The 12,785-nt window shown below is 31.2% G+C and carries 14 protein-coding genes and 11 tRNA genes; 5 read left to right on the top strand and 20 right to left on the bottom strand.

Going from position 1 to position 12,785, the window contains the following annotated elements:
• The first annotated feature begins 104 nt into the window (after nucleotides 1-104).
• The 4 genes from BHU33_RS01225 to BHU33_RS07565 all read left to right on the top strand — a co-directional run bounded on the left by BHU33_RS01225 (nucleotide 105) and on the right by BHU33_RS07565 (nucleotide 2,295).
• A complete protein-coding gene (locus BHU33_RS01225) occupies nucleotides 105-908 on the top strand; it encodes an Abi-alpha family protein (protein WP_054646283.1) in 804 nt (267 codons plus the stop codon).
• A 270-nt stretch (nucleotides 909-1,178) separates the two neighbouring features.
• Nucleotides 1,179-1,388, top strand: a complete 210-nt coding sequence (locus BHU33_RS07575; RefSeq protein WP_225354771.1) for an Arm DNA-binding domain-containing protein — start codon at nucleotides 1,179-1,181, stop codon at nucleotides 1,386-1,388.
• Complete coding sequence (locus BHU33_RS07570) at nucleotides 1,363-1,749, top strand: phage integrase SAM-like domain-containing protein (protein WP_225354772.1); 387 nt, start codon at nucleotides 1,363-1,365, stop codon at nucleotides 1,747-1,749. The genes BHU33_RS07575 and BHU33_RS07570 overlap by 26 nt, the downstream gene beginning before the upstream one ends.
• Nucleotides 1,750-1,761: 12 nt before the next feature.
• The gene (locus tag BHU33_RS07565) at nucleotides 1,762-2,295 is read left to right on the top strand and encodes a site-specific integrase (protein WP_235806985.1); all 534 of its coding nucleotides are present in this window, start codon (nucleotides 1,762-1,764) and stop codon (nucleotides 2,293-2,295) included.
• 115 nt (nucleotides 2,296-2,410) lie between these two features.
• Here BHU33_RS07565 and BHU33_RS01215 read toward each other — a convergent pair.
• The 11 genes from BHU33_RS01215 to BHU33_RS01165 form a co-directional block, all read right to left on the bottom strand.
• Nucleotides 2,411-2,495: transfer RNA gene (locus tag BHU33_RS01215), tRNA-Leu, on the bottom strand.
• A 24-nt stretch (nucleotides 2,496-2,519) separates the two neighbouring features.
• Nucleotides 2,520-2,590, bottom strand: a tRNA-Cys gene (locus tag BHU33_RS01210).
• A gap of 53 nt (nucleotides 2,591-2,643) precedes the next feature.
• Nucleotides 2,644-2,716 (bottom strand) — tRNA-His (locus BHU33_RS01205).
• 15 nt (nucleotides 2,717-2,731) lie between these two features.
• Nucleotides 2,732-2,802 (bottom strand) — tRNA-Trp (locus BHU33_RS01200).
• A gap of 5 nt (nucleotides 2,803-2,807) precedes the next feature.
• A tRNA-Tyr gene (locus BHU33_RS01195) sits at nucleotides 2,808-2,890 on the bottom strand.
• Nucleotides 2,891-2,895: 5 nt separating this feature from the next.
• Nucleotides 2,896-2,968, bottom strand: a tRNA-Phe gene (locus BHU33_RS01190).
• A gap of 59 nt (nucleotides 2,969-3,027) precedes the next feature.
• Nucleotides 3,028-3,101: transfer RNA gene (locus BHU33_RS01185), tRNA-Asp, on the bottom strand.
• A gap of 8 nt (nucleotides 3,102-3,109) precedes the next feature.
• Nucleotides 3,110-3,182, bottom strand: a tRNA-Val gene (locus BHU33_RS01180).
• A 5-nt stretch (nucleotides 3,183-3,187) separates the two neighbouring features.
• Nucleotides 3,188-3,260: transfer RNA gene (locus BHU33_RS01175), tRNA-Glu, on the bottom strand.
• A 15-nt stretch (nucleotides 3,261-3,275) separates the two neighbouring features.
• Nucleotides 3,276-3,367: transfer RNA gene (locus BHU33_RS01170), tRNA-Ser, on the bottom strand.
• A 6-nt stretch (nucleotides 3,368-3,373) separates the two neighbouring features.
• Nucleotides 3,374-3,446: transfer RNA gene (locus tag BHU33_RS01165), tRNA-Asn, on the bottom strand.
• 221 nt (nucleotides 3,447-3,667) lie between these two features.
• Here BHU33_RS01165 and BHU33_RS01160 point away from each other — a divergent pair.
• Nucleotides 3,668-4,321, top strand: coding sequence for a VTT domain-containing protein (locus BHU33_RS01160; protein ID WP_054646284.1), 654 nt, complete (start codon nucleotides 3,668-3,670; stop codon nucleotides 4,319-4,321).
• Here the strand turns inward: BHU33_RS01160 and BHU33_RS01155 are convergent.
• The 9 genes from BHU33_RS01155 to BHU33_RS01110 form a co-directional block, all read right to left on the bottom strand.
• A complete protein-coding gene (locus BHU33_RS01155; RefSeq protein ID WP_054646285.1) occupies nucleotides 4,318-4,962 on the bottom strand; it encodes a TIGR01906 family membrane protein in 645 nt (214 codons plus the stop codon). The genes BHU33_RS01160 and BHU33_RS01155 overlap by 4 nt on opposite strands.
• The gene (locus BHU33_RS01150) at nucleotides 4,946-5,725 is read right to left on the bottom strand and encodes a TIGR01457 family HAD-type hydrolase (RefSeq protein WP_054646286.1); all 780 of its coding nucleotides are present in this window, start codon (nucleotides 5,723-5,725) and stop codon (nucleotides 4,946-4,948) included. Before BHU33_RS01150 ends, BHU33_RS01155 begins: the two co-directional genes overlap by 17 nt.
• Before the next feature lie 5 nt (nucleotides 5,726-5,730).
• On the bottom strand, nucleotides 5,731-6,255 hold the full coding sequence (locus BHU33_RS01145; RefSeq protein ID WP_056997644.1) for a YutD family protein: 525 nt from the start codon (nucleotides 6,253-6,255) through the stop codon (nucleotides 5,731-5,733).
• 10 nt (nucleotides 6,256-6,265) lie between these two features.
• A complete protein-coding gene (locus tag BHU33_RS01140; RefSeq protein WP_056997645.1) occupies nucleotides 6,266-7,642 on the bottom strand; it encodes a bifunctional metallophosphatase/5'-nucleotidase in 1,377 nt (458 codons plus the stop codon).
• Nucleotides 7,643-7,741: 99 nt separating this feature from the next.
• The gene (locus BHU33_RS01135) at nucleotides 7,742-9,121 is read right to left on the bottom strand and encodes an amino acid permease (protein ID WP_054646287.1); all 1,380 of its coding nucleotides are present in this window, start codon (nucleotides 9,119-9,121) and stop codon (nucleotides 7,742-7,744) included.
• A gap of 186 nt (nucleotides 9,122-9,307) precedes the next feature.
• Complete coding sequence (locus BHU33_RS01130) at nucleotides 9,308-10,507, bottom strand: acetate/propionate family kinase (RefSeq protein WP_056997646.1); 1,200 nt, start codon at nucleotides 10,505-10,507, stop codon at nucleotides 9,308-9,310.
• 23 nt (nucleotides 10,508-10,530) lie between these two features.
• Nucleotides 10,531-11,550, bottom strand: a complete 1,020-nt coding sequence (locus BHU33_RS01125) for a class I SAM-dependent methyltransferase (RefSeq protein ID WP_225354775.1) — start codon at nucleotides 11,548-11,550, stop codon at nucleotides 10,531-10,533.
• 215 nt (nucleotides 11,551-11,765) lie between these two features.
• Complete coding sequence (locus BHU33_RS01120) at nucleotides 11,766-12,212, bottom strand: competence type IV pilus minor pilin ComGF (protein WP_078775150.1); 447 nt, start codon at nucleotides 12,210-12,212, stop codon at nucleotides 11,766-11,768.
• Between the two features lie 143 nt (nucleotides 12,213-12,355).
• Complete coding sequence (locus tag BHU33_RS01110) at nucleotides 12,356-12,754, bottom strand: hypothetical protein (RefSeq protein WP_146037950.1); 399 nt, start codon at nucleotides 12,752-12,754, stop codon at nucleotides 12,356-12,358.
• Nucleotides 12,755-12,785: the final 31 nt, after the last annotated feature.

The following is a 12,785-nucleotide window of genomic DNA, read 5'->3' as shown; positions in this document are numbered from 1 at the left end:
AACCATCCTCCCCGGTTGCACGAAGCTGGTTCAACTCCAGCTTTAGGGTTTGCGATAAATAAAAAAGCCTGCAAATGCAGACTTTGAAAGGTGGTGATATTAATATGAGTGATGAATTAACTCCAGCAGATGAATTTGCTTGGAAACAAGTAGTAGATACAATACCTAAATCTTCTTTGGAAAAATTATGTGATCCAATTTGCGATGTCGTAGGAAGAGGAATTGCCGGATGTTTTACCTATATATTTTACAAACCATTAGAATTCGGTATAGTATCAAAAAAACATTTTAATGATTTAGTGAATGGCACAGCAGATAAAATAAGTAAAATACCAAAAGAAAATATTGATAATTCAAAAGCAGACCAATTATTGAATATTATAGAAAATTCAAAACATTCTATAAGTGATGATGAAATAAGAAACATGTACAAAAAAATAATCGCTAACACTGTTGATAATAGAAAAAATAAAAATATAAACAACTACTTTGCAACTGTTATTAGCAATTTATCATCCGAGTCTGCAGAAGTTTTAAGAATGCTATACAAAAACGAAATAAAATGGCTTCCATATGTTAAAGTAGTTGAATTTTTAAAATCTAAATCTGATGGAGCAATGAGAGTTATATCAACTGGTAATACAGTAAATTTATCAGAATTTAAAAAAGAAACTAACCCAAAAGTAGTAATGATGGAAAGCAGTATAAACGTTCTAGAATCATTGGGAATAATAACAAAATCAGGAAAATCACGTGAAGAAAATGCTGAAGAAGTATATTTATTTATGAGAAAAAAACTAACAAAAGAAGCCCGAAAAGCTAACTTTGACATAGATAAAATAGAATTTGTTGAAAAAACAATAAATTTGACTGAATTAGGATATGAATTTATAAACATTTGTTATTGATTGATTCTTTCAACTTTAATTTTTTATCGAATCTATCTTCAGTTTCAAATAAAAATTTGGTCATGAAATCAGCATTGATTCTAAAAGCAAAAACTGTAATTGCTGTATTAATGACAATTGTTATACACATAGCTAAAATAATAAACATTTTATCTCCCCTTATATAATACGAACGTTTGTTCATATTATATCACATAAATAATCAGCCCATTTTATGGACTTTTTATTTTTAAATCTTTTATCGAACATATGTTCAGAAAGGCATAAGTTATGGCAATATTAAAGCATCATGGAAAATGGATGGCACGAGCTTACTATAAAGATGACAAAAGTAAACGACATTCAATCGCCAAAGGTGGTTTTAAAACTAAACGAGAAGCTGAATTCTATTTATCACAAATGAAATTAGATCAACGTAACAGCGAACTGGTTAAAAATAAATCTCCCCTATTTTATGACTATTTTTGGAAATGGGTTTGAAACATATAAAGAAAAAACTATCTCTGAACGTACTAAAAGACACTATACACACACTTTTAACGTAATGAAGGATTACTTACCCAACGTAAAGCTGGAAGATATGACACGCGAAAAATATCAGCATTTTTTAGATGAATATGGCTCTACCCATGCTAAAGAAACTGTTTCTAAATTAAATTCATTAATTCATGCTTGTATTAAAGATGCAATTTATGATGGACACATAAAAAAAGATTTTATTCAAAGAACTAATCTAGTTTATGACAAATCTAAAACTTGGAAGATTGATTATTTAAATATTGATGATTTAAATAAATTAGTAAATCATCTAATAACAACTAGAAATTATCATTATTCATAAAAGTATATGATATTGTTAGCAATTTATACTGGCATGCGTCTTGGTGAAATTCAAGGACTTAAATGGAAAGATATTGATTTTAAAAATAATATGATTAATGTTAATCGATCTTGGAATGCTTTAAATAAAGAATATATTCCAACAAAAACGGAATCGTCCATTCGTTCAATTCGAGTAAATAAAAAAATCATGGATTTGTTAAAAGAATTAAAACAGAATGATAATTCAGTCGTATTTATTAATCAATTTAAGACTATTCCTACTTCTAATGCCGTAAATAAAGTTTTGAGAGAAAGTTTTAAAGAACTTAATATAAGTATACATGGTTTTCATTTCCACTCTTTAAGACACACTCACATAGCTTTTCTACTTTATCATCACGTTGATATTTATATCATTAGTAAAAGACTTGGTCATTCAGATGTTGGAACTACTACTCGTGTTTATTCTTATTTGATTGATGAATATCTTGATCGTGCAAATGATGAAATTGAAAACTCAATTAGTAAATTAATAACTTCAAAAGATAAAGTTGAAGTTAATTAGTTTTGGCGGTCAAAAAACGGTCAAAATGATATGAACACCCACAAACATGAACAAACAAAAAAGGCTCTGAATCAACGTTATACCGTTTATACAAAGCCTTTAAAATACTTATTTATGCCGAGAGCGGGGGTCGAACCCGCACGATCGCAATGATCACTGGATTTTGAGTCCAGCGCGTCTGCCAATTCCGCCATCTCGGCAAAAGTTTGATTGAAACAATACAAAGGCGGTAGTCGGATTTGAACCGACGATAAAGGTTTTGCAGACCTCTGCCTTACCACTTGGCTATACCGCCAGAACAATATTATCAAAATGCCCTTTTCTTGCAAAAAGCAAGTCAACCAAAAAGGCGGTAGATGGGAATCGAACCCACGCGTGTCGGTACCACAAACCGATGTGTTAACCACTTCACCACTACCGCCATAATATCATAAAACAGGGATAGTAGGAATCGAACCCACATTAGCGGTTTTGGAGACCGATGTACTACCGTTATACTATATCCCTATAAATGGAGGGGAGTGGATTCGAACCACCGAACCCGAAGGAGCGGATTTACAGTCCGCCGCGTTTAGCCAGACTTCGCTACCCCTCCATAAATGGCGCGGGACAGAGTCGAACTGCCGACACACGGAGCTTCAATCCGTTGCTCTACCAACTGAGCTACCGAGCCGAACCAATTATGATATTAATAAGTAAATCTATTTAATTATAGTTGCTAAAAAGCAACAACGGTTCGTACGAGACTCGAACTCGTGATCTCCTCCGTGACAGGGAGGCGTCTTAACCGACTGGACCAACGAACCAAAAATTATGGAGGATACAGGGATCGAACCTGTGACCTCCTGCTTGTAAGGCAGATGCTCTCCCAGCTGAGCTAATCCTCCAAAAGTGACCCGCACGGGATTCGAACCCATGTTACTGCCGTGAAAGGGCAGTGTCTTAAACCACTTGACCAGCGGGTCATATAATATTTCTTACGGAGAGTGAGGGATTCGAACCCTCGAAACCGGCTTTTACCAGTTTACATCATTTCCAATGGTGCTCCTTCGGCCAACTCGGACAACTCTCCATAATACTCCGACAGGCGGGCTCGAACCGTCGACAACCTGATTAACAGTCAGGTGCTCTACCAACTGAGCTATGTCGGAATAATCTAACAATGTCTCACAAGACAACTATATAAATATAACATGACAATTAATTTGTGTCAACACAAAATTGTTTTACCCTGTGCCCTGCTCATCAACATAGATAATGTTATCAAGAATTAAAGAAATCGTCAACATTTTTATTAAAAAAATCTTATAACATCTCTTAGGCAATCTTTGATAAAATATAGTGTAGCTATTTTTTAAGAACGGAGAAGTATATGAGTACATTAATAGATTTTGTTTTACACATCGATAACCATTTGATATCGATTGTTAATACTTTTGGTGATTGGACATATTTAATTTTATTTTTAATCATTTTTGTTGAAACGGGAGCAGTTATTCTCCCCTTTCTTCCTGGTGATTCCTTGCTTTTTGCTGCAGCAGCTCTATCGGCAAATTCGCAATATCACTTAAATATTTGGATTTTTGTTATTCTTTTCTTTTGTGCATCAGCTTTAGGTGATTCAGTTAACTTTTTCATTGGGCGAAAAGTAGGAATGACAATTACTGAAAATAAATTTTTAAGTAAATTTATTAAGAAAAAAGATTTTGATCATGCGCGTACATTCTTTGATAAATATGGTGCAATTGCAATATTTTTAGCACGCTTTATGCCAATTGTAAGAACTTTTGCACCTTTTGTTGCTGCAAGTAGTGATTATAGTTATAAGAAATTTGTAAAATATGATTTATCAGCATGTGTAGCATGGGTTTTATTGTGTTGTGGTGGAGGTTATTTCTTTGGAAACATTCCATTTGTACAGGAACACTTCTCGTTAGTGGTGTTATCCATTATTGTTATTTCATTGATTCCTGCCCTAATTGGCATTATAAAAAATAATTTAAATAACAAAAAGAGCAAATCTTAAAGATTTGCTCTTTTCATTTGCCGCCTACCGATTAAATAAAATAAAGCTAAAATTACTATTACAATTAAAAACCAAACCGCAAAGCAGAGAAAGAAATATTGATCTGGTAAAACATTAATAATAGGATCATTTTTTGGATTAAAAACCCAATCCTTGTTACGAAATAAAATTTCATGAAAATAAATAAATATATCATTAAAATCAGCTATAACCATCAAAAAACATATTCCAATAATTACCCAAGAAGTTTTAATAAACTCCATTAAACGCCAAATATTACGCCTAAAATTAACGTTACATAGCAGCACAATTAAAATAATACTTGTGATCAACAAAATCACGTTATTTACAACAACCAAAGACTTCACATTTTGAAAATGTAATAAAGCATTATCTGACAAATTATATTTTTGTAAAGATAATTTGTCAGATAATGGATTTTGAATAAAAATAATCATTTTATAAAAGTTTTTCATCAAAATGATTTCAGAAACTTGATGTTTAATATTTAGTTTCAGCCAAAAAACATTTATCAAATATATCCAACTTGAATTAATTGTAATAAATGTAGCAAAAGTAAAACTAAATAAAAGAACTACTCCATAATTAAAAACATCTTTTAATTTATAATTTCCAATCATCTAAACTCTTTATCTCATTTGTTGGTTTAATTTTTTTATCTTTTATAACATCTGGCTTTGATACACCCGAATAAACTAAAAGTGTATCAATTTTAGCATTAATTCCTGCCAAAATATCAGTATCATAATTATCTCCAACCATCACCACATCTTTTGCAGGTAAATTAATCTTCTTAATAGCATTTTCAATAATCAAATTATTGGGTTTCCCTACGATAACTGGATCTACTTTAGTAGCATAACGAACCAAGTCAACAATCGAACCAGCACTAGGTAGCATCCCCTTTTCACTTGGTATCAAAGAATCAGCATTAGTTCCAATGAAATGTGCACCTTTTTGAACTTCTAAAACTGCTGTAGCAAGTTTGTGATAAGTTACATCATAGTCTAAGGCAACGACAACATAATCTGGATTGTCAGAGTACAAATCAAAATCAGCCTTAGTTAAAAGTGCTTTTAACCCATTTTCACCAATTACATAAGCTGTTTGATTTCTTTTATGTTTTTCAGCATCAGCACTAAGAAATTCAGCAGTGGCCTGTCCAGCTGTATACACATTATTAACTGATACATTAATATCATGATTAACTGCTAGATTTTCCACTACATCGATTGGCTGCTTAGTAGTGTTGTTGGTCACAAATAGAAATGGGATTTTGTCTTTTTGTAATCTTTCAATAAAACGTTTAGCAGCTGGGATTTTTTTTGATCCTTGATAAATAGTACCATCAAGGTCAATCAGATATCCTTTATATTTATTCATAAGTATTAATCTCCATTTTTTTGTCGAATTGTGAATTTTCGGCGATGATTGGACTTATGTTTGTCATAAGTACTTTGATTAGTCTTTGTTTTTCGATGATTTTTATTTGTTTTTTGAGAATGAGAACTTTTTTTGTTTTGTTTTATATTTTTCTTGATTTCTGGTCGATTAGTGACTTCTAAATTATGTAAAACAAAATAATTTGAACCAAAATTTGTATAATCAACTAAATAATCCGGAATTGCTGCCTTTTTTAAATTTTGATCTACTTGGCGATTATCAGCATAAAAACCCTTCAAACGTAATTGTCCATATCCCCAATCACCAACAATATAATCAAAATGAGTAAAAATCGGGTTAAAGGCATTAGAAAATTCTAAAATATCAAAAGCATCGCGAACATTTTCTTCAAGAATATATTTATGACCATTAATGCTAAAGGTATTTTCATTTACTCGTTTAATTTCAGCATATGGAGTTCTTTCTATTTTCCTTTTTTCAATTAAATCTTCAATTTGACTATGGTCCATCTTATGCTCCTTATAATGGATATTTTTTCGCTAAATATTTAGCAAAAACATTTTCAAGAGTGCCGTTAAAATAAATTGTATTTTTACCCACAATACTAATAGTTGGGAAAAATGGAATGAAATCATAATGATCAATCAATGCAATTTTATATTTTTGATCTGGCAATACTAATTTATCATGCCAAAAAAGTTGCTGTTTAGACTGATCATATTTAATTCCATCATAGATTAATAACCCAAAATTTTTACCACGGAATCCCATTCCCTTTTGTGTAAAGCGAATCAAAAATCCCTTGTTTTTTTCCATTTCTTTTACCATTCTCCACAAATTATATCCTAAAAATTCGGTTTTCATAACGTGAATGTTATGAGGTAAAATTTTGTGAATTTGATTCATATCAACAATTCCCTTTGGCAGGTCATCTAAAAATAATCCAGTATTAAGTACCGCAGCATCAGTATCTGTCGCTTGCTCGATAGCTTTTAAACCTATTTCAATTAATGGATTATCTTCAAGTAAATTATTTTTTAATTTTTGGGGCAACTTTGCAACTTTTTGACTCGCTAGAAGTTTTTTCCCTTTATCATTCCAAGCAGAAATCATCTCAAAATCAGTATCTTCAGCTTCCATTTCAGAAACCTTAAAAACTTTAGCATCACGATTGAATATTTCAGACCCATCTACCTCAAAAGTAATTTGGCCAACGTAATGACCCCATTTTTCAGCTGCAGTTAATAAAGTTTGTTGCACCATTTCTCCATGTTCTAATAGATGATGTGTGTGACCTCCTACAATGATTGAAATCTCTGGGAATGCCTTCGCAATTTTACGATCATAATTAATTCCTAAATGTGATAGTAAAATCAAAACATCATAATCCCCTTGCCACTTCTTCAAATCAGCGGCAATTGTCGGCATTACTGGGAGAACTTTCCAGTCCATAAATTTAAAAGTTGGATATGGACAAGTTAGTGCCATAAAACGAAGCTTAGTGCCATTTTTTAATTTATAATCTGCAAATGACTTTGCCCAAACAGGTGCTTTACCCGTATCTTCATCAATCACATTATCTAATACGATTTGAAAATTAGCTTGATTATATAAATCATTGAGTTCGGAATGGGAATTAGTAAGTGCCTCATTATTACCAATCGTAGCGACATCATAATTCATTTTATTTAATATTTCAATATTTCCCTTACCACTCGTAGCATCAGTCAACGGATTAAATCGATCAATCGCATCACCATCATCAACCTTGAAAACAGTATATCCAGCTGCTCTTAATTTATCAGTTTGACTTTTCATGAATCTAATAATTTTAGGAACATTTTCAAAATGAGAATGTAAATCATTTGTATGTAAAATAGCTACTTTTGTTTTCAATTTTTTACCTCTTATCCGTTCATTATCCAGATATTTTATATTTTAACATCTAAAAATAAATAAGTCCGAAAAAAGCCAGTGATAATCACTGACTTTTCTTTATTCAAGTTTTTTACTGCGATAAATTTCAAAACCATAAAGACCGATTAACCAAACAACCGATCCTAATAAAGCTACTAATGTTTGAATTCTAAAAATCAAGATTACACCAACAAAGACTAAAAATCCAACCGTGAAAAAATCAGAGTATGGAAAAAATGGCATTTTAAATGTTAATGCATTCGTTTGTTCCTTACTTAAAGACTTACGGTATTGATAATGAGTAATAACAATTAATGACCAAATAAACAAGAAACAGGTTGTTGCAACACTAGAAATAAAATCAAATACTCCACTAGGCATGACGATATCTAAAATAACAGATAATCCAATCAACAATGTTGAGAAAAAGATAGCTGCAGTTGGTAAACCTCGTTTTGACAAAGTACCTAATCGTTTAGCAAATTTGTTTTTACTTCCTTTTGTTAAAGAATACATCATTCTACCAGTCGTAAAAATTGCACTATTACACGATGAAGCAGCAGCAGTTAAAACAACAAAGTTAACAATTGCAGCTGCAGATTTAATTCCAATTCCTTGAAAGACCTGGACAAACGGACTCGATGATGGAGATACAAAATTCCAAGGATAGATACACATCAAAGCAACCAATGAACCAACATAAAACAAAATGATTCTGACGGGGACATCATTAATACATTTAGGAATGATTTTTTGGGGATCTTTTGTTTCAGAAGCAGTCATCCCAATCATTTCAATCCCAACAAAACTAAAAATTACCATTTGGAAGGAAAGAAAGAATCCTTTAAATCCATGTGGAAAAAAGCTTCCATTGGTTAAATTAGAAATTGATGCATAGCCAACTGGCGTCTTATAGTGAATTGAAACTAAAATTACCCCAGTTAAAATCAATACAATAATAGCAATCACTTTAATAATAGCAAACCAAAATTCAGTTTCTCCAAAAGCTGACACAGTAATTGAATTTAACAAAAACAAAACTACTAGTAAAAATAAGCCAGTAACCCAAATTGGCAAATCAGGGAACCAAAATTGCATATATAAACCAGCAGCAGTGATTTCTGCCATAGCAATGGTTATCCAACAAACCAAATAGGTCCAGCCCGCTACAAATCCAGTTTTAGGGCCTAAATACTTCTTAATAAAATCAATAAAAGAAACGCATTCAGTGTTAGATAGCAAAAGCTCTCCTAATGCTCTCATTAAAAAGAAACATGCTAGGCCAGCAATTAAATATGCCAAAATTAAGGACGGCCCCGCCAAATGAATTGATTGTCCAGCACCAAGGAATAATCCAGTACCAATCGTTCCACCTAGAGCAATTAATTGCACATGACGGCTTTTAAGTCCTCGTTCCATTCCAGATTCACCACTTTTTTCTTTACTCAAAATATTCATTCCTTTCATCATATTTTTAATTATGATTTAAATTTATTATATACAAAAAAAAGATCTCATGAGGAATATTAATCATAATTTAAACGATGAAAAAATATCTTAACTCTTACTATTCTTTTCAGAATAATATTAAAAGTATTTTTTCATTTAAAATTATAACTTCATTCCTTCTGAGAATCTTTTAGATTATTTATTTTCTTTTGATAATGTTTCTACATCTTCAACAATCATTAATTCTTCGTCAGTAGGTACTAATAAAGTTTTAATCTTAGAACCCTTGGCACTAATATCTCTTACAACTCCACGAACATCATTTTTTTCATCATCTACCCCGATTCCAAAATAATGAAGTTGATCAGTTACTTCTTTACGAATTGTAATACTATTTTCACCAACACCAGCAGTAAAGACAATTGCATCTGCCCCACCTAGCTCTGCAAGATAAGAACCAATGTATCTAACAATTCGATTAACATAAATTTCACGAGCAACTTTAGCACGAGGGTTAGTAGCCTGAGCCGCTTCGACTTCACGCATATCACTGGAAACTCCAGAAATTCCTAATAATCCAGATTTAGTGTTTAAAATATCAATCATTTCATCGATGTCTTTCATGCCTTCTTTTTGCATAATATATGCTAAAAGTGATATATCAACATCGCCAGATCTAGTTGCCATTGTAAGACCAGTTACTGGAGTGAACCCCATTGAAGTATCAAGAGATTTACCATGGTTAACTGCACAAATTGAAGCACCAGCACCTAAATGCATGATAATCATTTTAAGATCCTCAACTGGTTTCCCTAATAACTTAGCCGTACGTTGTGAAACATAACGGTAGCTAATTCCATGAAATCCATATTTTCTAGCAGCATATTTTTCATAGTATTCATAAGGTAAACTATAGAGATAGTTCTTTTTTGGCATAGTAGCATGAAACGCTGTGTCAAATACCGCAACACTAATAATATCTGGCAAAACTTTTTTAAAAGCCTTAATTCCCAAAACATTAGCTGGTTCATGTAAGGGAGCTAATTCATCTAAACTTTCAATTTTTTTCAATACTTCAGGAGTAATAATAACTGACTTATCAAAATATTCTCCACCAGCTACTACTCGATGACCAACTCCATTAATTTCTGAATAATCTTTAATAATATCTAAATCAAGTAATTGATCTAATAAAATTTGAATTGCTTGCTCATGATTTTTCACATCGGTAGTTTGTTCAAACTTTTTGCCATCATCATATTTAATTTCAACATGTGAATCCGGCATGGCAATTCTTTCAATTAAACCTTCAGCTAAAACTTTTTCTTGTGGCATTTCATAAAGTTTAAATTTTAATGTTGAACTACCAGCATTAACTGCAATAATCTTACTCATAATAATTCTCCTTATTTATTAAATCACTTTTTTAATAAATCTTTTTCTTCCCAATCAACAATTTCAGCCATAAATTTTTGAAAGGCATTTGTATCTTTAAATGATGGAAATTCACCTAACATAACTTTATCAGCCTGCTTAGCACCATTACCATGTTTTTGCAAAATCATAATTGCCTTTTGAGCACTGTCATTTAAAAATAATTCTTTAGGCAAATTTAAAATTCCTTGTAAATATACATTATCTTGCATCCAAGATAAAAGGCCTTTAGCCTCAGGAGTTTGAAATAAATTACTTGGAACCAAAAACACTCCAAATTCACCATCTTTTAAATAACTAATTGATTGTTCTAAAAGCAAATGATGAACATAAGAATGACCATTTTCAGCATGAGTTTTGTATTTTTTAGCATTTTCATCAATTGGATAATATCCAATTGGCAAGTCAGCTACTACTAAATCAACATTTGGAATCATAATTTCATCACCAACACTATCTTGATGAATTAATTCAATGTCTAAACCCTGCATTTGTGCACTAATGCTAGCCACAGAAATCATCGAATCATCATTATCTACACCGTAACCTTTTACTTCTTCATGAATTTCATCATGTAGCTGATTCATAACAGCAGTTAATAAGTTTCCAGAACCAACTACTGGATCAAGAATACTTACCTTAGTCTTATTTTTATATAATCTAATGATCAAATAACCCATTATGTATGCGATTGTATCAGGAGTAATTTGATGTGTAGATTGAATTTTATCAACCTTTATTGCTTTTATCATTACCATTTGAATTGCTCGACGAATTGAAGGAGCATCCATTTTTTTATAATCAACTGTTTTATATAAATCAACTAGTTCTTTAACAACTTTTTCACTAGGAATACCATCTTCGACACGTACGGTATTATTGTCAATCATATTATCAGCAGTTTCAATGAAAGCATCTAAATACGAAATATCTAATGCTTGCATGAGAGCTTTAGTTGATTGATCAAAAACTTGAAATAAAGCAGTTGTGTTTCCCTCTGTCAAAATAATCAACTCCCTTGGTAATATCTACCTATGAATATAGTACCTAATGTATGCACCTATTTCAAGATGGATAGTTTATAATTATTTTTGTTTTTTATTTTTGGTAGTGTCGAATTCTATTTTCATTACTTTGTATATTCATATTAGCTATTTGTAAACGATAAATTACTACTACAGAAATAATAGTTAAAAATATAATAGAAATCATGGTTAAACTACCGTTGCTCTGGGATTTTAATTTTAGCTTCAATTTGTTTTTCTCCTATCACTACCCTTGAAAAAAGCTCATGATTTTTTAAAAACCATTGTGCCGACTTAATATTCATTATTAATGGCATATAACCGCCATTTTCACCGCTTAATTTAATTACATTTTTATATTTTTTTAAATTATAGTTTTTACTCTCTTTTAAACTATGTAATTCGACATTATTATTTTCACATTTAACTACTGTGAACTGAAAATTATCTGATTCTAAAACGTCTAAATACTGGTAAAATTGTTGAATTTGATTCCTTTGCTGATTATCTTTTCTAATTTGCCAAAATGTACAACTAATCAAACTAAAGGCAACTGAAATAATTATTAATGAAAAAATGGTTTCCACTAGTGAAAACCCATTTCTTTTATTTCTTAAAATCTGATACATACCTATTTTCATATATTTTCCTAGCACTGATTAAATTAATTTCACTTTCATGAATATGACAGTTAATCCATTTGCTAGTTTCAAAATACATTGAAACACCTAAACAAATGAATGAGAGACCTATTAAAGAATCCATAAGTGAAAAACCAGTCCGATTATAAATTTTCTTTTTCATTCCGATATGTTCCCCAACCTAACTGAAATTTTTGTAGTACACGTTCGTTCGTATTACTGGATTTCCAATACACTGTTTGTGGTTTAACATAACCTTTCTCACTAATATTCATTTCATATCTTTTAACTACACTTAAACCATGTGGCATTTGAACCGTTTTTCGATATCTTTTACCGTGATTAAAACTTTTGAATACTACTTCATCATTAGGATAAAATGCAACATTAACAGAAGTATTATCATTCCTAGCCAGAACTAAGGAGTGATTCCAAGTTTCATCAAAGGTATTCCAAAATAATTTTTCATTAATTTGAAATTGATTAAAAATATGAATTCCAAATATCAATAGCAATAAGACTACAGAAGTAACGCAAAGCACAGTCATACTTTCTAAAAATGTAAATCCGTAA

This window comes from Fructilactobacillus lindneri DSM 20690 = JCM 11027 (genome assembly GCF_002907375.1).
Taxonomy (GTDB): domain Bacteria; phylum Bacillota; class Bacilli; order Lactobacillales; family Lactobacillaceae; genus Fructilactobacillus; species Fructilactobacillus lindneri.
Note: the sequence above shows the minus strand (reverse complement) of the source record. Positions and strands in the feature narration are given on the sequence as shown.

Coding starts and splice junctions, on each gene's coding strand:
- BHU33_RS01135 (WP_054646287.1), bottom strand. CDS start 9,121: ATGAATATTTTGAGTAAAGAAAAAAGTGGTGAATCTGGAATGGAACGA.
- BHU33_RS01150 (WP_054646286.1), bottom strand. CDS start 5,725: ATGAATAAATATAAAGGATATCTGATTGACCTTGATGGTACTATTTAT.
- BHU33_RS01130 (WP_056997646.1), bottom strand. CDS start 10,507: ATGAGTAAGATTATTGCAGTTAATGCTGGTAGTTCAACATTAAAATTT.
- BHU33_RS01155 (WP_054646285.1), bottom strand. CDS start 4,962: ATGATTGGAAATTATAAATTAAAAGATGTTTTTAATTATGGAGTAGTT.
- BHU33_RS01225 (WP_054646283.1), top strand. CDS start 105: ATGAGTGATGAATTAACTCCAGCAGATGAATTTGCTTGGAAACAAGTA.
- BHU33_RS07575 (WP_225354771.1), top strand. CDS start 1,179: ATGGCAATATTAAAGCATCATGGAAAATGGATGGCACGAGCTTACTAT.
- BHU33_RS07570 (WP_225354772.1), top strand. CDS start 1,363: ATGACTATTTTTGGAAATGGGTTTGAAACATATAAAGAAAAAACTATC.
- BHU33_RS01160 (WP_054646284.1), top strand. CDS start 3,668: ATGAGTACATTAATAGATTTTGTTTTACACATCGATAACCATTTGATA.
- BHU33_RS01145 (WP_056997644.1), bottom strand. CDS start 6,255: ATGGACCATAGTCAAATTGAAGATTTAATTGAAAAAAGGAAAATAGAA.
- BHU33_RS01120 (WP_078775150.1), bottom strand. CDS start 12,212: ATGAAAATAGGTATGTATCAGATTTTAAGAAATAAAAGAAATGGGTTT.